This window comes from Micromonospora echinospora (assembly GCF_900091495.1).
GTDB lineage: Bacteria > Actinomycetota > Actinomycetes > Mycobacteriales > Micromonosporaceae > Micromonospora > Micromonospora echinospora.
The window spans coordinates 941,470-962,901 of record NZ_LT607413.1; the positions used below are offsets into that span (position 1 = coordinate 941,470).

The 21,432-nt window shown below is 73.1% G+C and carries 14 protein-coding genes; all 14 read right to left on the bottom strand.

What is annotated here, in order from left to right; translation table 11 throughout:
* Nucleotides 1-97: 97 nt before the first annotated feature.
* The 14 genes from GA0070618_RS04290 to GA0070618_RS04350 all read right to left on the bottom strand — a co-directional run bounded on the left by GA0070618_RS04290 (nucleotide 98) and on the right by GA0070618_RS04350 (nucleotide 21,397).
* Entirely contained in the window at nucleotides 98-1,066 is a 969-nt protein-coding gene (locus GA0070618_RS04290; protein ID WP_088980465.1) for an aldo/keto reductase, read from the bottom strand.
* An 82-nt stretch (nucleotides 1,067-1,148) separates the two neighbouring features.
* The gene (locus GA0070618_RS04295; RefSeq protein WP_088980466.1) at nucleotides 1,149-2,759 is read right to left on the bottom strand and encodes a right-handed parallel beta-helix repeat-containing protein; all 1,611 of its coding nucleotides are present in this window, start codon (nucleotides 2,757-2,759) and stop codon (nucleotides 1,149-1,151) included.
* A gap of 67 nt (nucleotides 2,760-2,826) precedes the next feature.
* Nucleotides 2,827-5,262 (bottom strand): endo-1,3-alpha-glucanase family glycosylhydrolase, encoded by a 2,436-nt coding sequence (locus GA0070618_RS04300; RefSeq protein ID WP_088980467.1) that lies wholly within the window; start codon nucleotides 5,260-5,262, stop codon nucleotides 2,827-2,829.
* Nucleotides 5,259-6,686 (bottom strand): alkaline phosphatase family protein, encoded by a 1,428-nt coding sequence (locus GA0070618_RS04305; protein WP_088980468.1) that lies wholly within the window; start codon nucleotides 6,684-6,686, stop codon nucleotides 5,259-5,261. Before GA0070618_RS04305 ends, GA0070618_RS04300 begins: the two co-directional genes overlap by 4 nt.
* Nucleotides 6,683-8,374 carry a glycosyltransferase family 39 protein gene (locus GA0070618_RS04310; RefSeq protein ID WP_088980469.1) on the bottom strand — a complete coding sequence of 564 codons (1,692 nt, stop codon included), beginning with the start codon at nucleotides 8,372-8,374 and terminating at the stop codon, nucleotides 6,683-6,685. Before GA0070618_RS04310 ends, GA0070618_RS04305 begins: the two co-directional genes overlap by 4 nt.
* Nucleotides 8,371-10,830: a glycosyltransferase gene (locus GA0070618_RS04315; protein WP_088980470.1), complete on the bottom strand. Its 2,460-nt coding sequence runs from the start codon at nucleotides 10,828-10,830 to the stop codon at nucleotides 8,371-8,373. Before GA0070618_RS04315 ends, GA0070618_RS04310 begins: the two co-directional genes overlap by 4 nt.
* Before the next feature lie 476 nt (nucleotides 10,831-11,306).
* Nucleotides 11,307-12,638, bottom strand: coding sequence for a glycoside hydrolase family 71/99 protein (locus GA0070618_RS04320; protein ID WP_088980471.1), 1,332 nt, complete (start codon nucleotides 12,636-12,638; stop codon nucleotides 11,307-11,309).
* A complete protein-coding gene (locus GA0070618_RS33280; RefSeq protein WP_157748912.1) occupies nucleotides 12,635-12,805 on the bottom strand; it encodes a hypothetical protein in 171 nt (56 codons plus the stop codon). The genes GA0070618_RS04320 and GA0070618_RS33280 overlap by 4 nt, the downstream gene beginning before the upstream one ends.
* A 67-nt stretch (nucleotides 12,806-12,872) precedes the next feature.
* Nucleotides 12,873-13,766 carry a sulfotransferase domain-containing protein gene (locus GA0070618_RS04325; protein ID WP_088985275.1) on the bottom strand — a complete coding sequence of 298 codons (894 nt, stop codon included), beginning with the start codon at nucleotides 13,764-13,766 and terminating at the stop codon, nucleotides 12,873-12,875.
* The gene (locus GA0070618_RS04330) at nucleotides 13,763-15,352 is read right to left on the bottom strand and encodes a lipopolysaccharide biosynthesis protein (RefSeq protein ID WP_088980472.1); all 1,590 of its coding nucleotides are present in this window, start codon (nucleotides 15,350-15,352) and stop codon (nucleotides 13,763-13,765) included. Before GA0070618_RS04330 ends, GA0070618_RS04325 begins: the two co-directional genes overlap by 4 nt.
* Nucleotides 15,345-16,283, bottom strand: a complete 939-nt coding sequence (locus GA0070618_RS04335; protein WP_231931599.1) for a glycosyltransferase family 2 protein — start codon at nucleotides 16,281-16,283, stop codon at nucleotides 15,345-15,347. Before GA0070618_RS04335 ends, GA0070618_RS04330 begins: the two co-directional genes overlap by 8 nt.
* Entirely contained in the window at nucleotides 16,276-18,135 is a 1,860-nt protein-coding gene (locus GA0070618_RS04340; RefSeq protein WP_088980474.1) for a YveK family protein, read from the bottom strand. The genes GA0070618_RS04335 and GA0070618_RS04340 overlap by 8 nt, the downstream gene beginning before the upstream one ends.
* A 236-nt stretch (nucleotides 18,136-18,371) precedes the next feature.
* Nucleotides 18,372-20,399: a delta-60 repeat domain-containing protein gene (locus GA0070618_RS04345; RefSeq protein WP_088985276.1), complete on the bottom strand. Its 2,028-nt coding sequence runs from the start codon at nucleotides 20,397-20,399 to the stop codon at nucleotides 18,372-18,374.
* 53 nt (nucleotides 20,400-20,452) lie between these two features.
* Complete coding sequence (locus tag GA0070618_RS04350) at nucleotides 20,453-21,397, bottom strand: glycosyltransferase (RefSeq protein ID WP_143740225.1); 945 nt, start codon at nucleotides 21,395-21,397, stop codon at nucleotides 20,453-20,455.
* Nucleotides 21,398-21,432 lie beyond the last annotated feature (35 nt).

Genomic DNA, 21,432 nt, shown 5'->3' on the forward strand with positions numbered 1-21,432 from the left:
CGGACTGCCGCCTCTGGTGTGGTTGCAGGGGTCCCCTGCTCATCAAAAAGCGGTAGCAAGGGGCCCCTGCAAACACCTCAGCGCCCCGGCGAACAGCTCAGCGGGTGGTGCGGGCGCGGAGGAGGCGGGGCAGGGCGGCCAGGCCGGTGACCGGCTGGAAGCGACGGGCGGCGGTGAGCAGGGCGTCGTACTCGCCGTCGGTGAGGTCGATCTCGGCGGCGGCGGCGTTGCGTTCCATCTGCTCGACGCTGGACGCGCCGGGGATGGCCACCACGTTCGGGTGGTGCAGCAGGTAGGCGAGGGCGATCTGGCTGGGCGTGGCATCGTGCGCGTCGGCCACCTCGCGCAGCGTGCCGATGAGCGCGGCGCCCCGTTCCAGGTTCTCCGGCAGGAAGTACGGGTTCGCCCTGCGGACCGCTCCGGCGGGCGGGTTCGCCGCGTCGTACCGGCCGGAGAGGAAGCCCTGGGCGAGCGGGCTGTAGGCCATCACGATCCGGCCGGTCCGCTCGGCGTACGGCAGCAGGTCGCTCTCCGGGCCCCGGTCGACGAGGCTGTAGCGGACCTGGTTGCTCAGCACCCGCCGGCCGAGGGCGATCTCGGCGAACTGCCACCGGCGGAGGCTGTAGTTGCTGACCCCCACCTCGCCGACCAGGCCGACGTCCTGCAACGCGCGCATGCCGCGCATCGTGGTGTGGTCGCCGACCACCGGGTTGGCCTGGTGGACCTGGTAGAGGTCGATGTGGTGCACGCCGAGCCGGGCCGCCGAGGCGACCGCCCGCTGCTGCACCACCGGGGCGATCGGGAGCACCGGAAGGACCTTGCTGGCCACCACGGCCTTCGGCCGGTCGTCGCCGAGCGCCGCGCCGAGGATCCGTTCGCTGCGGCCGAAGCCGTACACCTCGGCGGTATCGAAGAGGGTGACCCCGAGGTCCAGCGCCCGGCGGACGATCTGGGCGGCCCGCTGCTCGTACTCCGGGCCGTAGCCCCACTCCTTCGAGCCGAACTGCCAGGTACCGAGGCCGATCTTGGAGATGGGCTTGGGGGTGTCCACCGGAACGTAGCGCATGATCCGACGCTACCCCGGACGGCACGGGCCACCGGGCGGGTTACGGGAGGACGCCCCGGCGTCGGGACGCCCTCCCGTTCGCTCACTGGTAGACGGTGTCGGTGCCGACGTCGCGGATGCCGCCGGAGAGGTTGCCGGTGAAGTCGTTGCCCGGTCCGACCACGGTGGCGACGCACCGGCTGGTGGCGATGTGCAGCCCGAAGCGCTGGGTCCGGACCGCCTGGTCGTCGGTGGCGAGGTTGCCGGCGACGACGTTCTCGGCGCAGCCGACCCCGGTGGGGCTGGTCAGCCGGATGCCGTCCCGACCGGCCGTGTCGTCGGCGCTGTTGGTGACCCGGTTGTTCATGATCTGGTTGGCGGTGCCCCCGTCGACGTTGATCCCGTCCTGGCCGGCCTGGTCGACGACGTTGCCGGTCACCAGGTTCCGGTCGGAGGTCTTGTTCGGCTGGTCGGCGTCCGCGGAGGCGCGGTTGATCTGGATCCCGTGCCCGCCGACGTGGCTGATGGCGCAGCCGGTGACCGTGTTCCGGCTCGACGCGAGCAGTTCGATCCCGTCGCTGGTGGCGCCGGTGACCACGCAGTCCCGCACGGTGTTCCCGGTGGAGCTCCAGCCCTGGTTCTTGCCGTCGAAGACGATGCCCCGGCCCCGGGCGGCGGTCACCCGGACCCGCTCGACCAGGACGTCCACCCCGTCGTCGAAGTCGAGGGCGTCGCTGGTGGACCGGGGTGCGCCGCCGGCGGAGACGGTGAGGTCCCGGACGACCATCCGGACCGCTCCCTTGGTGTTGAAGGGCTCGGTGTCGGCGCTGGCGGTGCTGTGGTTCCGGATGAGGGTCAGGTCCATGCCCGCCCCGGCGAAGGTGATGTCGTCGATCCGGACGAGCTTGAAGAACTCCCCGCCGAGGTCGAACGTGCCGGGGCCGAAGGCGATCGTGCCGCCGCCCCGACCGTCGAGCTGGCTGACCGCGCTCTCCACCACCGACTTGAGGCTGCCCCGGTAGCTGTGCCCGGTGACCTGGGAGACGGCCTCGTAGGTGACCGCCCCGGTCCGGGTGACCCGGTACGGCGACGGGTTGGGCGGCGCCGGCACGAGCAGTTCCGGCTTCGCCGTCCCCTCCCGGCTGGTGATCCGTACGCCGGTGTCGTTGGCGCTGGTCAGTGCCACCGTGACGGGTCCGTCGCCGGTGACCAGCGCCGAGACGTCCACCGAGACCCAGGTGCCGGCGGAGACCGGGCCGCTGCTGCCGACCACGGCCCCGAGCGGCGGCGCGTCGTGGTACGTCAGGGTCGTCTCCTGCCACGGCTCGTCGCCGACCGCGCGGACCTCCACGCCGGTGCTGCTGGACGTCTCGACGTGGAAGCGGAGCAGCGCGGAGGGTTCGGGGTCGACCCCCTGCGCGTCGAAGCGGAGGTACGCCACCGCGACGGGCAGGCCGTCCACCTTCAGGCTGCCGGTGCCGTGGTTGGTCGCCGGGTCCATGCTGTCCACCCAGGCGTCGGCCACGGGCGTGACCGGCACGCTGGCCGGGGTCGACGTCGGGTCGGGGGGAGCCGGGGGCGGGGTGGCCGCCGGAGGTGGGACGTGGGGTATCGCGGCGGCTGCCGGGTCGACGGGTCCGGAGACCGCCACGGCGACCGCCACCAGCAGCGCCACCGTCGGCCGGACCAGCCGGCCACGTGTCGTCCGCATCATTGCTGTTCTCCTCACCGGCCCCGGCGGCCCCGTCGCGGGCGGCGTCACCGCCGCCCGCGACGAGGCCTCAGAGGTCCACTGGATCCACCTGCGGGGCGGCGCCCCGCTGGGTCGGTGGGGTGACCGCGGACCGGGCCCGGCGTCGGCGGTGCACCAGCCAGAGGGGCGGTACGGCCGCCACCGCGACGGTGGAGAGCAGCGCCGCCCAGGCGGGCAGCCCCCACGGCTTCTCGTCGGTGGTGGCGTGGCTCTCCAACAGCACGTCGTGGTCGACGGCGCGGCCGAGCAGGTCGGCGAGGACCCCCAGGTACGTCTCGCCGTACCGCTCACTCGGCTCGATGTGGGTGTTCTCGCTGAACTCGTTCCAGCTGATCACCCCGAGGGCGTCCGGCGCGGAGCGACGGGCGGCGGCGAACGAGGCGCGCAGCGTGTCGCCGTCGCGCCGGTCCACGTCCCGCCGGCCGCCGATCATGCGGGCGTCGAAGCCGGGCGCGACCGGGGCGATCCAGAGTCCGCCGGTGCGCTTGACCGCCTCCGACATGGCGGCCAGCTTCCGGTCGGTCTTCTCCTCGACGGGGTCGCCGGAGGACCAGTAGTAGGCCTGACCGTCCAGCACGCCCCGGGTGTCGGCCACGGTGTCGACGTTCTTGGCGTTGCCGAGCACGAGCAGGCGACGGCGGGCCTCCCCGACCGTGTCGTCGATCTGCTCGGCGGTGAACTTCTCGCTGCCCGTCCAGACCACCACCGGCCGGTCGAAGATGTCGAACACCGGCTCGGTGGCGTACCGGTCGGCGAAGTGCCCCAGGTCGGCGCGGACCGTCGCCAGCGGCAGCGGGTCACGGGCGAAGTCGAGCCCCTGGTAGACGATGCCGAGCTTGAAGTTCTCCCGCCGGGCGACGTCGACCAGCGCGGCGAGGCGGGCGTCGAGCTGCGGGGTGTGCTTCCAGGAGACGAGGAACCCGTCGATGCCGGCGGCCTTGGCCATCCGGACGTGCCGGCGCAGGATCTCGGTGTCGTCGCTGGAGTACCGCCCGAGCAGCGGGTAGTCGGTCTTGGCCCGGTTCCAGGAGGTCGGGTTGAACCAGATGTAGTAGTAGGCGAGCACCGGCACCGGGGCGGACGACGCCGGAGGGTTCGGGGCGGCGGCGGCCACCGAAGGTGGGACGGCGGCCCACGGGAGCGCGGTGTCCGGCGTCCCGGCGGGAGCCGTCCGCGCCGGGACGCCGGCGGAGGCCGGCCGGTCGGCGACCGGCAGTGGGGCCAGCAGCGCCAGCAACGCCGCGACCGCGACGGCCGCGCCGCGACGGCCGTCGGTCCGCCGGGCCCCGCGCGCCGCTGCCCCGGCTGCCACGCCGTTCGCCACCGACGGACGGGCCGCCGGTGCCGCCGGGACGGGGACCGGCTGCTCGGGCGTGGAACCGGAAGCTGCCGGGGCGGGGACCGGCGCGTCGGGCGTGTCCGCGCCGGGGGCCGCCGTACGTCGGCGACGGGGAAGCCGGAGCCAGAACGGGCGACGCGGCCGGACGAGCAGCCGGAACAGGTGCGGTCGGCCGACCAGGATCAGGCCGAGCGCCACGGCCAGCACGCCGAGGACCACCAGGCTCAGGTCGAGCGGGCTGATCACGCTGAGCACCACCTGCTGGTCGCGGCTGATGCTGACCGGGCGTCCGAAGGAGACGCCGCCACCGGCGACCTTCACCTCGTAGGTGCCCCGGGGCAGGTCGGGGACGAGTACCGTGCCGTCGGCGGCGAACCCGAGGCGTTCGACCCGGCCGTCCGCCCGGGTCAGCACCACGCCGTCCCCGGCCTGCCGGCTGAAGATCATGTCCGCCGCGCTGAACGTGACCTTGAAGAACAGCAGCTCGATGACCCACTCCTGCCGGTCCCACGGCACGAACCGCTGCGCGGCCCGGTTGACCACCGACGTGCCGTCCACCACGACGCTGTCCACCACGTAGTAGAGCTGCTTCGACGCCAGCCCGAGCGGGCCCTGTTGGGTGCGGCTCTCGGCGATCCAGCGGGGTCGGCTCAGGTCCGCCCCGCTGAGCTCGTGGATCTCCCCGGTGCTGCTCCGCAGCCGCATCGTGGTGATCCGCTCCACCGGGACCGGGGTGCCCAGCCGCTCGACGAAGCTCCACGAGACCCGGCGGACGGTGCGCAGCCCGACCTCGACGACCCGGCGCACCCCGGCGTCCGGGCTGCCCCGGAAACGGTCGAAGACGACCCGCCGGTCGGGGCTGACCGCCGCCGCGGCGACCTTGATCCGGTCTTCCAGGCCGAGGAAGTTCCGCACCCGCACGGCGATCCGCCCGTGGCTGTCGGAACGCACGGTGGTGCCGTCGACGGTGACCTGCACGCCGGCCAGCGGCGGCACGGTCTGCATGCGCAGGACGCCCGGCCGGCGGGAGGCGGGACCGTCGGCCGCGGCGGCGGCCGGGGTGAGCGTCAGCAGGGCCGCCACCACGGCCAGCAGCAGGAGCAGGCGACGGATCGGCCGGGTCATCGTGACCTCCGTCCCCGCAGCGCCGCTGCGGCGACCAGCGCCCCGACCAGGGCCACCGCGACGGCGTACGAGGCGTAGACCGGTTCCGGCCGGGGCCGGTGGACCGCTGGCGGGTTCCGTTCCGCGTCGAGCAGCACCGCCGGGCGGGGTGGCGACTCGAAGTCGAACGCGCCGAGGAAGTTCGCCGCTTTCCGGTCCCGGTCGGCCAGGGGCGCCAGCCCCCAGTTGGCCTGGATGAACTTGAGCACCGAGGCGAAGTCGAGGGTGGTGGACTCGACGTGGCCCCGACGGGCGTACGGGCTGACCATCAGGGCGGGCACCCGGAAGCCGTAGCCGTACTTGTCGACCTGCGGCGGGGTGACGTGGTCGTACCAGCCGCCCCAGTCGTCGTACGACCAGAAGAACGCCGAGGAGTCCCACGCCGGGGAGCGCATGAGCTGGGTCAGCAGCGAGCGGACCAGGGTCTGCCCGGCCCGGATGTTGCCCGGTGGGTGTTCGCTGTTGCCGGCCGGGGCAACGAACGCCACCGCCGGCAGGTCGCCCTTCGCGGCGTCCTCGTAGTACTCGTCCAGGTCGACGATCTTGCTGGACAGGTTCGGGTCGTCGATGTAGCGGGCGTACGCCAGCAGCGGCACCCAGATCACCTGCGCACCCCGGTCGATCTCCTCCTCGGCGGTACGGGTCCGGAAGGTGATCGTCGGGTCGTAGTTCTGCACGTAGAACTTCCAGGAGATCCCGGCGGCCTCCAGCCGGTCGAAGATGGTGGGGATGTCCCCCCACCCGGTCGCCGGGATGGTCTCCGCCTCGCCGTACGCGCCGGGCCCCCCGGTGACCCGGAACATGTGGTTGCGGATGCTGCCCGAGTTCGACGAGCTGAAGAAACGGTCGAAGATGACGTACTCGTCGGCGACGTTCCAGTAGTAGGGCATCTCCCGGTCGTCGTAGTAGGCCATCGCCATGGTGCCGTCCTTGCCCTGCTTGCTCACCCCCTCGACGAAGCCGTCCATCTTCCCGCCGTTGTACTGGGTGCGGAACGCCTCGGCCGAGTGGTCCAGGTCGATCGCGCCCCGGTCACCGATGTGGAACGGCTTGACGCAGGGCTCGGGCTGGCCCCGCTTGACCGGCATGCAGACGTCCTCCGGAATGCCGTCCACCCCGGGCCGGGTGCCGAAGTAGTTGTCGAAGGTGTGGTTCTCCTGCATGAGGTAGACGAAGTGCCGGATCGGCGTGCTGGTCGCGGGCTGGCCGGGCGGGGCGGCCACCGCCGGCCGGGCCGGAGCGGCCCCGGCGGGAGCGCCGGCGGGCTGGGCGGCGGCCGGCGCGGCGGCGATCGGCGCGGCGGCGGCGAGCAGGAGGGCGAGTGCCGCGCCGAGGGGCCGGCGGAGACAGCCACGGCGGGCCCGGGAACGGATGGGGTCGGTCATGGGCGCACCTCGTAGATGATGATCACGGGAACCGGGGTCCGGTCGGGGCCGTCGACGTACTCGGTGTGCACCACCCGGCCGTGGTACCGGCGGACCAGGGTCAGCAGCCGCTCGGAGAAGTACGTCGAGCGTCGGGCGGAGAACGAGTCCCAGACGACGTAGTGCAGGTCGTTGGCGCGCATCGACGCGTCCGGGTTCTGCAACGGCGTGTAGGACGGGTTGCGGTGCAGGGGATTCGGGCTCACCGACAACCCGTAGCTCTGCCGGCTGCCGTAGTAGCGGACGATGTTCGCCATCGACGGGCCGACGGTCAGGATGACCGAGCCCTCCGGGGTGTGGGCCGCCAGCCAGCGGCCGGCCTCCCGGCCACCGGGCACCCCGCCGGAGCCGGCGAGGAAGGTGGTCCGTCCGGCGTGGTTGACCGTGTTCCAGGCCGGCCAGAGAAGGCTGACCGCGACCACGGCGACGGCCGCCAGCCGGACCGCCGGGACCAGTCGGGCCGCGCGTGGGTCCGGCCGGTCGGCACCAGCGGGCAGCGGCTCTGCCGGCGTCTGCGCGGCGGGGGTCGCCGGGCGGGCGCGTCGGGGCCAGGCCCGGAGCGTGGGCAGTCGGGTGGGCACCGGCAGGGTCACCAGGGCGCGGGCGGCGAGCAGCACCACCGGCACCGCGACGGGAAGCAGGTACTGGAAGCCCTTGACCGGCCAGAGCTGGAAGAACACCACGGGCACCGCGATCCAGGACAGCAGCAGGGTCTCCCGCCAGGACCGGCGTCGGCGCGCCCACCAGAGGCCGCCGAGCGCCGCCGCCAGCACGAGTGGCCCGACCGCCGTCGGGACGTTGTCCAGGTAGAAGTCCATCGGGTGGTTCGGGCGACGGAAGAGCTGCCAGACCAGGTAGTTGCGGCCGGTGCTGCTGCGCCCGGCGAGGGCCTGGGAGAGCGGGTGGACCGCGAAGATCGCGGCGAGCACCGGCAGCGCGACCAGCGTGGCCCGGATCGGCCGGCGCACCATCGGGGTCAACGCGAGGAAGGCGTAGACGCCGCCGGCGAGGACGACGCTGGTCTCCTTGGTGAGCATGGTCAGGCCGAGCATCGCGGCGGTCGCGAGGTACCAGGGCAGGCGCTGCGTCTGCACGAACCGGACCAGGCAGTAGAGGGTCAGCGTCGCGAAGAGGACCATCGGCCCGTCGAGGAGGACCTGCCGGGTGACCACCACGTGGTACGGCATGACCGCCAGCAGGAGCGCGGCGATCAGCCCGACCCGCCGGCCGTAGAGGCGCGCGCCGAGCGGGTAGACCGCGAGCACGGTGGCGACGCCGAGGACGACCACCACCACCCGCCCGGCGACGTCCGCCTCGCCGGCCCGGAAGAACGGCGACAGCAGCGCCTGGAAGAGCATCGGGTGGGCGCGGAAAACGGGGAAGAGGTCGGCGTACCGGGGGTTGCCGGCCAGCGACGCGGCCTGCCCGGCGTACACGGCCTCGTCGCTGTTGAAGCCGAGCGCGTCGAGCTGCCAGGCCCGGACGACGGCGGCGAGCGCGGCGATCGCGGTGAGCAGGCCGACCGCGAGCGCCCGGTGACGGGGGGCCGGTCGGTCCACGCCGGCCGGGTCGGCGCCGGCGCGGGGGGCCGGCAGCGTTCCGACCCGCTGCCCGGGTGGGGTCGTCGGAGAGGTGCCGGTGGCGCTCACACGGCGCCCCCGGCACCGGCCAGGTGGGCGTCCCACCGGGGCCACACCGGCGACGGTACGGCGGCCCGGCGGAGTTCGCCCCGCTCCTCGCGGAGCAGGCGGGGGATCTCGTCGGCCCACCCGAAGCAGTCCGAGGAGACGACCCGGCCGCGCACGGTGGAGAGGAAGGCGGCGAGGATCTCCCGCTCCCGTTCCCGGAGCTGGGTGTAGCCCTGCCCGTCGATGGTGATGGAGGGGGCGAGGTAGCGGAACGGCGGGAAGCCGTACGCGTCGTCGGTGTTGTCGATCATCCGTTCCAGGGTTTCCGTGGGGTCGAGATCGCTGATCCCGGGCGCGCCCCGCTCGATGACGAAGAGCTCCTCCACCCGCGTGCTGGTGCCCATCCGGCACGGCACCAGGCGGTCGACGCTGTACTTGGGCGGCGGGACGAGCAGTTGGGTGAGCGCGTTGATGCCCATGATCGGCAGGTTGAAGCGGGCCAGGGCCAGCGCCAGCGACCGGCCGCCCTTGGAGTGCAACCGGCTCTGGATCTGGAGTCGCCGCCACTCCTGCGGGGTGAGGTCCTGGGCCTGCACCGCGCGCAACGTGTGCGCGCTGATGGTCAGCGGTTTGGGGAAGCAGAGCGCGACGCCGTCCGGCCGGACGATCGTCATGTCGTCGGAGAGGAAGAGCCCGCCGTGGTCGCGCAGCAGCCGCAGCACGGTGGCGGTCTTGCCGGTGTCGGTGAGCGCCGAGAGCATCACCCCGACGCCGTCGAGGGTGACGCAGGCGGAGTGCAGCAGCATGTGCCCCCGGGACACCATCACGAAGCGGAGCAGCGCCTCGATGACGTTGGTGTAGACCACGTGCGGGGAGCGGGCCAGCAGCGGGCCGACGTGGATGTCGATCGGTGACCCGAGCTGGATCCGGAAGTTCGCGCCCAGCCGACCGAGCTGTTCCTCGTAGCGCAGCACCGACTGCTCGGCGTACTGGGTCATCGCCGCGCGTCGCTGCGGGCCGCGTCCGCCCACGTCGGCGACCCGGACGGCGATGTCCACGTCGGCCCCGGCGACCCACTGCGCGCGGAAGAACTCCAGCTCGGGCAGGCGGATCTGGGAGCCGATGGTGACCACCCCGGCGACGTCGTAGCGGTACTTGAGGTACTGGTAGCGGCGGCGCGACGGGGTGGGCACCGTCTCCGTCCCGTCGACGGCGACCAGCATCCGTACCGGGTCGCGACGGCCCCGCTCGTCGGCGGTGTAGATCACCCGGTCGTTGACCAGGAACCGGAGCAGGAAGAGCGCGCCCAGGGTGACCGCGTTCGCGGCGAGCACCCCGACCCCCGCCCAGACCAGTGCCTGCAGCACCGGCAGGCGCAGCAGCAGCAGGACGTTGTTGAGCAGGAAGAAGCGGACGGCACGGGCGGGCAGCCCGGCCCGGCGGGTGCGGCGGTAGATCAGGTTGTCCACCAGGAGGAAGTTCCACGAGGTGGAGACCTGGGTGGCGACCGCCGCGCCGAGCAGGTGGTGCAGTTGGGCGGGTTCGTAGCAGAACCAGAGGACGGCGGTGTTGACCACCATGCCGGAGAGCCCGACCAGGCCGAAGGCGACCAGCCGGCCCAGTTCGCGCAGGCGCTCCCGCAGGGCACGGGGGCCGGTCCGGATCTGGCCGATCAGCCGCTGCCCCCGCAGCCGGAACAGGTGGCGCAGGAAGGTCATCCCCTCCCGCAGCGAGGCCTTGGACTGGCCGGCGTGCCGGGCCGCCATCTCGTAGGCGACCTCGGCGACCCGCGCCGCCGGGTGGCGGACCAGCAGTTCCAGCAGGACCTTGAAGCCGACCGGGTTCATCCGGTCCAGCCGGAGCGCGTCGCGGCGAACGGCGAACAGGCCACTCATCGGGTCGCTGACGGTGGCCAGCCGGCGCGGGAAGAGGCTCTTGACCAGCCGGGTCGCCCAGGACGAGGTGACCTCCCGCGCCGGGCCGTCCAGGCCCTCCCGGGAGCCGTTGCCGGCGTACCGGGTGCCGATCACCACGTCCACGTCGTGGCGCATGGCCACGGCGGCGAGCATCGCGGCGGTCGTCGGCGGGTGCTGGAGGTCGGCGTCCATGACCAGGATCCAGTCGCCCCGGGCGTGCCCGGCCCCGAGCAGCACCGCCCCGCTGAGGCCACCGGTCCGCGCGTGCGCGGGGCGGTGCAGCAGGCGGACCGGCAGTGGGGCGTCGAGCGCGGCGCGGGCGAGCACGGCGGGGGTGTCGTCGTCACTGTCGTCGACCACGAGGATCTCCGCGTCGAGCGGAGCGACCAGCGGGACGAGCCGGTCGATCAACAGGGACACGTTCTCCGCCTCGTCGCGGGTGGGCACCACGACGCTGAGCCGGGGTGGCCGGTCACCCCCTGGCGTCCCGAGGTCCTGCGGCACCGCCGCGGAACCGTCCGGCGTCTGACTGGTGGCCGGGCCGAGTACGGCTCTGGTCATGCCAACCCCTCACGGTCGAACCGAACGCTGATCGAGCCATTCGTCCGACCGACGGGCAGCACGTGAGGAATTCTCTTTCGAAGAAATCGTCACCGCCGACGCGACTGCGCCTCATCCGCCGGTTGATGGCCCGGGCAGCGGAAGCGTACGAGCGGTGAACCGGGCGCGTCCATTATCGGAACAGTCGATAACGCGACATGCGGGCAGGCGGTTTCCGTCGCGACGCGTTCACGTTCATCTGATCGTTTCTCCAGCTCAAGCGCTATGAAGATCAGATTGTCGCGACTCGTGGAAACAATTCCCCATCGGAGCCGTCGGGGCAATGTGATGGAATTTCCAGATGCGAGTTCCATTCTCGTTGGCAAGGGCTTTTTGGCTGTTCGACCGACGGTCTGAGACCGCCGGAACAGCCGGGAAAATGCGCCCGGCCGGCGGTGCACGACGGTCAGTCGAGCACGGCCCGCGTCACGGTCGGGTCACCGGCCCGGCGGATCGGCTGACGGCGGATCGGCGGGGCCGGCGGGCGGGCGGACCGACTCCGGCGGCGGATCGGCGGGGCGCCGGGCCGACGGAGGCGCGGCAGCGGGTGGCGCGGTGGGCGCACCGGGGGGCGGTAGGTCACGCAGGTCCGCGACGAGGTCGGAGATCCCGTCACCGCGCCAGTCGCACCAGGTTCCCGCCGGAGCCGGGGCGCGACATCCGGCGGACGCCTCGATCGCGGTGCCCTCGCCCCACTCGTTCCAGGTGGTCACCAGCTGCCACCGCGCCCCGGAGGCGTTCATCCGGGCCAGGCCGGCCCGCCAGCGGTCCCGGTCGCGGGCGAGGAAGGGCTCCTGCCCGTACGCCAGTCCGGCCTTCCAGAAGCCGGGCGAGACGGTGTACGTGCCCTCGCCGGGGGCCGCGCTGAAGTCGCTCTCGGCACGCGCCGGACCGTACTGGTGCCATCCGTCGATGCGGGACGTGCCGGGGCAGGTGCGGAATCCGGGGAACACCTTCAGGTTGACGTAGACGCTCTCGCCGTACCGCTGGGCCAGCAGCTCCCGGACCTGGTTCCAGCGCTCCACCGTGGCGCAGCCCCGCGCGGCGGTGAGGTCGTTGGCGTTGTAGACGAAGACCACCATGCCCCGGCCGGGCAGGACGGCCAGCGGGGACCGCGCGCCGCCGTAGGTGATCCGCAGGTAGTGCAGGTCCTCGACGATCCGCTCGACGTCCACCTCGGTGACGCCCTCCGGCTCGTAGTAGGGGGCCCAGGCGAAGCCGGTGTTCCGCGCGCCGGCCATGATCGCCGGCCAGTGCCGGTCGGTGGTGGTGCCCCGGCCGAACCAGGAGGCGATGCCGAGGGTGATCCAGCCCTGGCGCATCTCGGCGACCTGCTCCCGGACCGTGGCCTCGTCGACCGGGTAGAACCCCCGGGCGGGCTGGTAGTTGGTGAACGGGTCCAGCCCCTGCTGCTTCCACGCCTCGGGGAACCACGGGTAGTAGAAGGCGGCCCGGACGACCGGCGCGGCCCGGACGACCAGCCGCACCTCGACCTGACGGGTCACCGAGGCGCCCCGGCCCTCGACGGTCAGGGTGAAGGTGCCGGCGCGGGTGGAGATCGAGGTGTGCAGGGTCAGCTCGGCCGACGCGCCGGCGGTGACGACGGGCGGGGTGGACTCGGCGGTGGTCCCGGCGGGCAGGTCGGCGACCCGGAGGGTGATCGGCTCGGACGAGCCGGCGGTGACCGTGGTGGCGACGGTGAACCGGGCCGGGTGGCCGGCGGTGACGGTCACCGAGCCGGGCGTGGCGGCGAGCGCGAAGTCGTTCACCGCAGCGCCCCGGACACGGGCGCGGCCACGCGGAAGGCGGGCCGGTCGGAGCCGGACGGTGTGGACGGACCGGCTCCGGCCGGCGCGGACCGCGCCGGTTGGGGAAGGACGACGGGAAGCACCATGGTCAGCACGACGGTGACGACCACGACCAAACGACGAGACATTCGCCCAATTTAGAGGGCTATGTCCGTTTTGCAGCGACGACGCGCCGCGCCTGTCCCTACCCCACCGTCACGGGCGCGACCAGTCGAACTCCATGCCCAGCCGCGCGGCGAGCGCGTCGTTGTGCGGCGCGAAGTGCGCGGCCAGCTCCGCCCGCAGCCCGGCGTCCATCGCGCTGCTCCGGCGGTCGTTGAAGACCTCGAACCGGGCGAGCTGGTGCGGCGGCAGGCCGAGGAATTCCAGCACCCGGGCGTACGTGGCGGCCGGCTCCCGGTACAGCGTCTCGCTGGGCAGGAACAGCATCTGCTCCCGGTCGAAGCGGGACAGCCAGGGTTCGAGGTGCTCCAGGTAGCGGCCCCGGGCCCGGTAGGTGTACCAGTCGTACGCCTCGCTGAAGTACGTCGGGTCGGCTACCAGCCGCTCCCGCTCGCCGGCCGTCCGCTCCTCCTCCCGGGCCAGTGCCTCGGCGAACTCCAGCGGCTCCTTCCCCTCGGTGCGCCGTTCCTTCCAGTGCGAGTACGCCCGCTCCACCGGATCCCGGAGCAGGAAGATCAGCCGTACCGAGGGCAGCAGGTCGGCGACCCGCTGCGGGGCGAGCGGATGGAACATGTACAGCGGCGCGGCCTCGCCCACCCGGGTCGGCCCGCCGTGCTTGCGTTCCAGAGCCCGGCGCTGCCGCTCGGTCGGGAAGTGCGAGCGGTACCACGTCTCGCCCCGGCCCCAGTTCTCCTCGAAGTAGTGCGAGGTCTTGGTGTTCCACGCCGGGAAGAGCCGGGGCACCAGGGGATGCTCCAGCAGGTACCGCCAGAGCGAGGTGGTCCCGCCCCGCTTCGTCCCGGTGATCAGGAAATCCGGCAGCGGGCGCTGGTCGCTGGTCCACTCGCCGTAGCGCACCAGCGAGCCACGCACCCGCGTCCGTACCCCCGTGGGCAGCACACTCTTGGCCCGGTCCCGGATCGTCATCGCATCCCTCTCGTTCCGCCGGACCCGGCCACCGCCGTCCGGTCGGGTGAACCCTCGTCCTGCCGGTCCCGGGGTGCCGGCCGCAGCGTCGCCGCAGCCGCCCGGACCACCCGCCGGACCCGCCGGTCGAGCAGCAGCAGCGCGCACCCGGCCACCAGCAGCACCACGGTCAGCGTCAGCCCGGCGACGCCCCGGCCGGCCACCGTCGCGCCGAGGGTGGCGAGCACCAGCGTGCCCGCGCCGGCCACCGCGCCGGCCTTCAGCAGCGCGCCGGTGAGCAGCGGCTGACCGATCGCGGCCCGGGCGGCGCGGGCCGCGAGCAGGTTCTCCACCACGATCCCGACCGTCCAGGCGACCGCCGCGCCCAGCACGCCGTGCCGGGGCACCAGGACCAGGGCGAGACCGACGTTGAGCACCAGGCCGGTCGCCGCCGCCATCAGGTGCCGGCCGCTGTTGCCGCTCATCAGCAGCATGGTCTGCACGATCCCGACCCCGGAGTTGACCATCATCGCGCCGGCCAGCACGGTCATCGCGGTCGCGCCCGCGCCGAACTCCGGCCCGAACAGGCTCAGGAAACCCGGGGCGAAGAAGCCGAGCACGAGGTACGCCGGCCAGGAGAGCATGATGATCATCATGGTGGTCCGGCGGTAGACCTCGGCGGCCTCGACCGTCCGGCCCTGCCCGAGCAGGCGGGACAGCTGCGGCGCGACCGCCACTCGCAGCCCCTGCATGACCAGCAGCCCGGCGAGCACGTACCGGCCGACCCCGCCGAGCACACCGGCGTCCGCCTGCCCGGCCAGCGCCGAGGTGAGCAGCACGCTGAGCCACATGCTGCTCGCGTCGATGGTCGCCGACGCGGCCCGGGGCAACGCGAAACCCCAGAACGACCGCCAGTCGGCGCGCTCCGGACGCAGCACGGCCCCCGAGGTCAGTCCGAGCGGGCCGACCAGCATCAGCGCGCAGGCCAGCACGGCCAGGGCGGCCGGGAGGAGCCAGCCGCCGAAGCCCAGCACCACCCCGGCGCCACCGACCACCGCCGCCGCCACCAGCAGCGGCCGGGCCAGCGGCACCAGGACGTACTGGACGGCGACCACGGCGGTCACCGGACGGACCGCGCGGACCGCCGCCACCAGCATGGTCATCGCCACGGTCAGCGGCAGGGTGGCGAACGCCAGCCGCAGCAGCGCCGGCCCGTCGCCGCCGGGGCGGTCGAACAGCACCTGGGCGAGCGGCCCGACCAGGGCCAGCCCGACCACGGCGACCACGGCCGACCCGAGCAGGGTGGGCACCAGCGCCACCGGGAGCAGCCGGGCGGCGTCGCCCCGGCTGCCCAGCCGCCGTCGGGGCAGTGCCCAGACCAGGGCGGTGTCCGCGCCCGCGCAGCAGAGCACACCCACGATCGTCACGACGCCGATCGCGGTGAAGATCGCCCCGGAACCGGTCGGGCCGAAGCCCCGCACGATCACCAGGGTCAACACGAAGCCGAGCAGGCCGTTGACGGCCGCTCCGACCAGCCCGACCGCCCCGTTTCGGGTGCCGCGCCGGACCTCTCCCCCGTCGACGGCCCGGTCGGTACGGTCAGACACCCCGCCCCCGCCGCTGCGCCAGGCTCAGCACCCGCTCCCCGGAGACCAGACCCAACGCCACCGGCAGGGTCACCAGGACCCGCTTCTCGGCCGGGTTGAGCCGGACCACCCGGACCAGCTCGCGCAACGCCTCCCCCCGGCGGTGCCCGGAGGCCAGCGCGAAGGCGATCTGGCCGTGGATCCGGGCCAGGCCGGTCCGGCTACGGGCCAGCTCGGGGTGCTTGGCGAGCAGGTAGCGGGACGCCTCGACGATGACCGCCCAGCGTCCGAAGAAGAACGACCCGCCGTGCCAGTCGACCACCACCAGCACCTCGGGGGCGATCACCACCGGCCCGTGGGCGGCGACCCGGAGCAGCCACTCGTAGTCCTCGCCGTAGCCGCCGGGGATCTCCTCGTCGACCGGGCCGATCGCGTCCCAGGTGGAGCGCCGGACCAACATCGTGCTGGAGTGCACCTCCATCACCCGGTCGGCGAGGAAGTCGTCCAGCGTGACCTCGCTCCGGTCGAGCTGGCGTTCCTTGGCGATGCCCGGACCCTGCAACCGGATGCCGCAGCTCGCCGCCGCCGCGTCGGGCCGCGCCCGCAGCAGCTCGACCTGCCGGCTCAGCCGGGCGGGAAGCCAGAGGTCGTCGTCGTCGCAGAAGGCGATCAGCTCGCCGGTGGCCACGTCCGCGCCGGTGTTGCGCCCGCCGGGCAGGCCCTGCCGGTGGGTGTTGTTGACGTACCCCAGTGTCCGCCCACGCTCCGGCACCCGGACCTCCAGCGGCCGGATGTCGCAGTGGTCGTAGACCACCACGCACTCGATCTCGCCCGGGTAGTCCTGGTCCAGGACCGCCTGGACGGCCCGCTCCAGCAGGCCGGGACGGTCCCGGGTGGCGATCACCGCGGTCACCCGCGGGTACGTCTGGTCGGTCGGTGCCAGCTCAGTCACGTCCATCCCTCGTCAACACGAAGCCGACCGGGTTGACCCCGGCGGCGCGAAGCCGCTCCACCACCCGGCCGAGGTGGGCCGTCCGGGTCCGGTCCCGGGCGGTCACCAGCACCGCGAAGCCGGCCCGGGCGATCCGCACCCCACGGTCGTCGCGGTTGGCGGCCGGGGCGTCGAGCAGCACCAGTCCCCGGTCGTCACCGGAGTCGAGGTCACGGATGAGCCGGACGAGGCCGGCGCCGATGCGGACCGTCCGGTCGTCGTCGGCAACCGGGGCGACGGGGGTGACCGGGACGCTGGCCGAGGCGGAGGCCGCCGGCGTGGACGGCTTCGGCGGTTCGTTCGTGGTGCCGGACCGGTACACGGCGCCGTTCTTGGCCTCCGGCCCCGGGCTGGGCCGGGGCTTGCGGACCGGAGAGATCACCATCGTGTCGTCGGGGCTGCCACCCGCCGGAGCGCCGGCCGCCGGCCGGGCCGAGCGCACCGGCGTGATCTGCACGGTGTCGTCGGGCCGGCTGGGGGTGCCGGGCCCGACGGTGGTGCCGGGTGCGCCGGTGGTGCCGGCCGCGGTGGCCGGTCGGGGCGAGCGCACCGCCGTGATCTGCACGGTGTCGTCCATCGACCGGGGCGGGCTGACGCCCTCGGGGACCCGCGGCTTCGAGACGAGCTCGACGGCGGGTTTCGCCGACGACGTGGCAACGGTGTTGGCGATCGGAGGACGGGTGGCCGCGACCGTCGGAGGGACACGCCGCTGGGCGGCGAGCAGGACCGGCCGGATCTGCTCCAGGCTCTCCGGGGAGCTGCCGAGCCGCACCTCGTGCCCGGCCTCGGCCAGGGCGGCGGCGAGCCCCGCGCTCACCTGGGCACGGCCCTCGTCCTCGTCGCTGGAGAGCACCACCAGCGGAACCGGTTTGGGCCGTTCGACCCACTGGTTCAGCGCCAGGACGAGGTAACGCATCTCGGACGTGGCGGCGTCGCCCTTGCTCCGCTGCACCGTGCCGAGCAGCGGCGCGCCGATGATTTCGGAAGCCTCGTTGGCCGAGCGCACCCGACGGTCCATCGCCTCCCGGACGAAGGCCAGCAGCGTGCCGACCAGCACACCGCCGAGCAGCCCGGCCAGGACGAAGAGCGGGGCGGAGTCCCGGTTCGAGGGGACCGGCGCACGGGCCGCGCTGGTGACCGAACCGGGGCTCAGGTCCGCCGACGCGATCTTGGAGCGCTGCTCGGCGAGCTGGGCCAACTGGTCGTTGAGGGCCCGGATCTGGTCGAGCAGGGCGCTGGTCCGGGGGCCGGTGTTCGAGCCCTCGTCCGGCAACTGCCGCTGGGTGGTGGCCCGCTGCGTGGTGACCAGCGAGATGGTGTCGTCGTACGACTTGAGCACGGCGGCGCGCTGGTCCTCGTACATCCCCTTGCGGAGGCTGAGGTACGTGTCGGCCGCCCCGTTCGCCCCCGCGACCGCCTCCTGCTCGCTCTCCCCCGCGTAGGTGAACCGCAGGAGCTGACCGCCGACCGGGGTCTCCACCTTCAGCGCGTTGGCCACCCCCTCGACGTCCCGACCGGTGATCTGGGCCACCTTGTCGACGACGTCGTTACTGGTGGCGATGCCGGTCTCGGCGGTCATGTTGACCGCCCGGTCGGCGCCCCCGGCAGGCAACGAGAACGGGTCGGTCACCACCGGCCGGACCACGACCACGGTCGTCGCGGTGTAGACGGCCGGGACGAAGACGAGGTAGGCGACGACCAGCAGCAGCAGCAGTCCCACCGCGGCGAGCACGGTGCGCCAGCGGCGCAGGGGGATCCGCGCGAGATCTGCCAGCCCGACAGGGCGTGGCCGGGCGACGTCGGTCGCGTCCATCAAACAGGTCCTCTTGGGGTGCGGCGGGGGCGTACGGAGTGCCGGTGGTCGACCCGCACTCGCGGACGGTCGTTCCTCCTATTGTCGTCGACGGTCGGGCCCGGGTCCTCCCCCCGGTCACCCGGAAGTCAGTCGGATCTCCTACGACCACCCGGACGGCCAACCGAATGGATGGCCGTCCGGGTGCTGGTCGATCGTCCCGCCGGTGCGCCCGTGGACGCACCGGCGGTCGTCAGTCAGGACGTGGCGTAGAACAGCGTCCGGCTGGACCAGTTCGTGCCGAGCAGGCCGAGGTCGAGCCGGGTGGCGGCGGCGCCGTCCACAGCCGCCCCGTCGAACGGCACAGCCCACAGGGAACCGAGCGCGGTGCCGTACACGATCCGGCCGTCCACCCAGGTCAGCCCCCGCGCCGAACTCCAGGACACACCCTGGCTGGGGACGGTGAACTCGGAGGCGCCGACGGTGTAGCCGTCCGGCTCCAGGTAGCGGTAGTAGAGCGAGTTCTGGCCGGACTTGGTGTAGTACATCCGCCCGTCGAGGTAGAACGCCCCGTTCAGGGTGGCCGGGTTGAACCAGTCGTTGTAGCCGCTGCCGACCCAGGGCGCGCCCACCGTACCGCCGGTGAACATCGAGATCCCGAGGTAGCTGCCGCCCGGTGCGGTCGCGTCCGTCTTCGACCAGTAGAGCTTGTTGTGCACGACGAACGCCGCGCCCGCCGCGGTCAGGTTCGGCTGGTTGACGACGGTCGACGTGCCGAGCGTCGCGTCGCCGTCGAAGGGCACCCGGGTCAGCTTGCCCTCGGTGCCGCCGACGTAGAGGAACCCGGGGGTGGTCTGCGGCGCGTTGACCGCCGGGGTGACCCGACCGCCGGCCAGCGGGAAGAGGGCCATCCGGCCGTGGTACTCGCCGCCCGCGCCGTCGTTGTCGAAGCCGGCGTGGATGCCGGTGCTGCCCCGCCACAGCTCCCAGACGATCGGACCCCAGTTGGTGGTGCCCGCCGGCGCGCCGGTGCGCTGCGGGTTCCAGACCAGCGGCATGCCGTTGATCGGGTCGAGCGCGCCGTAGCCGAACCGGTCGATCGCGCCCGGACCGGCCGAGTCGTTGCCGTTGGTGTTGTTCAGCCAACGGAAGTGCCCGCCCACGTAGACCACGTTGTCGGCCACCTCGACCGAGGTCACCGAGTCGTGGCCGGTGTGGTTCACCCAGGTGCCGTCGATCGCGCTGCCCCGGGTGTCGGTCTCGAACCGGGCGATGGTGTCGCAGTACGCCCCGCTCACCCGGCCACCGTCCGCGACGATCACGAAGTAGCTGCTGTCGTCGGAGAAGTCGACGTCCCGGGCGTAGAACGGGAAGCTCGCGCTGGAGCAGGGGTGCACGTAACGCTGGGTGCTCCAGTCGGCGACCGTCGGGGTGCCGTCCAGCTCGACCATCACCACCTGGTTGCGGGACAGCCCGTTCACCAGGGTGAAGTTGCCGACCGCGACCAGCGTGCCGCCGTCCGGCGACACGTCCAGGCCCCAGACCAGCTCGACGCTGGTACGGGCCACCGACGCGTCGATCTGGAAGGTCGGGTCGATCGCCCCGGTCGTGGCGTTCAGCCGGGCCAGCAGCGAGTGCTCGGTGCCGTTGACCCAGTGGAAGGCACCGGCGATGTACAGGTGGTTGCCCCGGACGATGGTGCGCCGCACCTGACCGCCGTCACTGCGACCGACCCAGGAGCCCACCGTGGCGCCGGTGACCGGGTCCAGGGCGACCAGGTTCTTCCGGGACACCCCGTTCACGTTCTTGAAGTTCCCGCCGACAATCAGCTTGCCGTCCGGGTTGACCGCGAGGGCGTGCACCGCTCCGTCCAGCACCGGCGCGAACGAGGTCTTCAGCGCGCCGGTCGCCCGGTCGTACGCGAAGAGGTAGTTGCGGGACGTCCAGGTCGCCGCGCCGGGGCTCTTGACCGAGGTGAAGCTGCCGCCCGCGTAGACCGTGTCGCCGATCTCGGCGAACGCCTTGACGTCGCCGTTCTGGGCGTGCGGCGTGGTGTCGACCGGGTTCGGCGAGGTGAGGGTGCTGGCCACCGGCGTGAAGTCGGCGGCCCCGACCGGGGTCGCCACTCCCAGCGTGGCGACCAGTGCCGGCACGGAGAGCGCGGCGAGCCAGCGGACCGCGGCCGATCTCCGGCCCGGTCGGGTTGACGTTCTGAGTGACACTGGGCGGCCCCCAAGGATGAAGTGATACAGGCGTAGCTTGCTGCGCCGGTGACCGGCGCGCATCACCCGACCGGTCCGGACGTGCCGTAACTCGGCCGTCGCGGACCGTTCGGGGATCAGTTCTGGTTCGTCCATCGGAACGGCTCCACCTCCTTACGGGCGGAGACCGTCCACCGGGTCGCCAGGGAGAGGTCGTTCTCGGTGACCTGGTCCGCCTCCCGGGCCAGGACGAGACCACGGCGGTCCAGCTCCCGGGCCATCTCGACCTGATGGTCGTCGACGTGTTCGCCGTGCGGTCGACGACGGGGCACGTAGATGGCGCGCTGGCCGGCCCGTAACGCGGTCAGCGCGGAGCCGACCCCGGCGTGGGTGACCACCACGTCCGCCTCCCGCATCGCCTGCTGCATCTCGGCGAAGGGCACCTGCGGGCGGGCGTCGGCGGGCATCCGGGGGATCCGCGTCGACCCGACCTGCCACAGCACCTCGGCCGACGGGGGGATGATCCGGGTCAGCCGTTCCAGCAGCCGGGGGAACCCGTACTTCTGGGTGCCGAGGGTGACGACGACCCGGGAGACCGGCCGGGTGGCGGACGACTCCCGGGGGACGTACGCGTCGAAGATGGAGCCGCCGTAGCGCCAGCGGCCGTCCGCCCACGAGGGGTACTGGGTGTAGAGACCGGTCCCCGGCAGCCGGGCGACCATCCGGCCGGTGAGCGACGGCCCCGTCGTGCGGGTGGCGCTCTCGATGTAGTGGCAGGCCACTCCGGCCCGGAGGGCGGGCAGGAAGAACGAGGCCGCCACACTGGCCCCCGTGCTGATCACCCGGCTGAACCGGCCGCCGCCCAGCACCCGCCGGGCCGCCACCAGGTCGCGTACCGCGCCGACCAGGTCCCGGCTGGTGGCCGGGGGGACATGGATGACCTCCGCCCCGTCGAGCAGCGAACGGCTCTGCGGGGAGTCGAAGGTCGCCCAGACGCAGTCGTCCTGCACGCCGAGCCGGGGCAGGAGGTCGTGCAGCTCGGCGAGGTGGCCCCCGGTGGAGGCGACGAGAAGCGTGGTCACGGACACCCACCCCGGCCGGTCACCGTCGGCCCGAC

Bases quoted from the DNA above. Each gene is read 5' to 3' on its own strand.
- GA0070618_RS04315 (WP_088980470.1), bottom strand. From the start codon at position 10,830: ATGACCAGAGCCGTACTCGGCCCGGCCACCAGTCAGACGCCGGACGGT.
- GA0070618_RS04295 (WP_088980466.1), bottom strand. From the start codon at position 2,759: ATGATGCGGACGACACGTGGCCGGCTGGTCCGGCCGACGGTGGCGCTG.
- GA0070618_RS04290 (WP_088980465.1), bottom strand. From the start codon at position 1,066: ATGCGCTACGTTCCGGTGGACACCCCCAAGCCCATCTCCAAGATCGGC.
- GA0070618_RS04300 (WP_088980467.1), bottom strand. From the start codon at position 5,262: ATGACCCGGCCGATCCGTCGCCTGCTCCTGCTGCTGGCCGTGGTGGCG.
- GA0070618_RS04340 (WP_088980474.1), bottom strand. From the start codon at position 18,135: ATGGACGCGACCGACGTCGCCCGGCCACGCCCTGTCGGGCTGGCAGAT.
- GA0070618_RS04345 (WP_088985276.1), bottom strand. From the start codon at position 20,399: ATGCGCGCCGGTCACCGGCGCAGCAAGCTACGCCTGTATCACTTCATC.
- GA0070618_RS04305 (WP_088980468.1), bottom strand. From the start codon at position 6,686: ATGACCGACCCCATCCGTTCCCGGGCCCGCCGTGGCTGTCTCCGCCGG.
- GA0070618_RS04325 (WP_088985275.1), bottom strand. From the start codon at position 13,766: ATGACGATCCGGGACCGGGCCAAGAGTGTGCTGCCCACGGGGGTACGG.
- GA0070618_RS33280 (WP_157748912.1), bottom strand. From the start codon at position 12,805: ATGTCTCGTCGTTTGGTCGTGGTCGTCACCGTCGTGCTGACCATGGTG.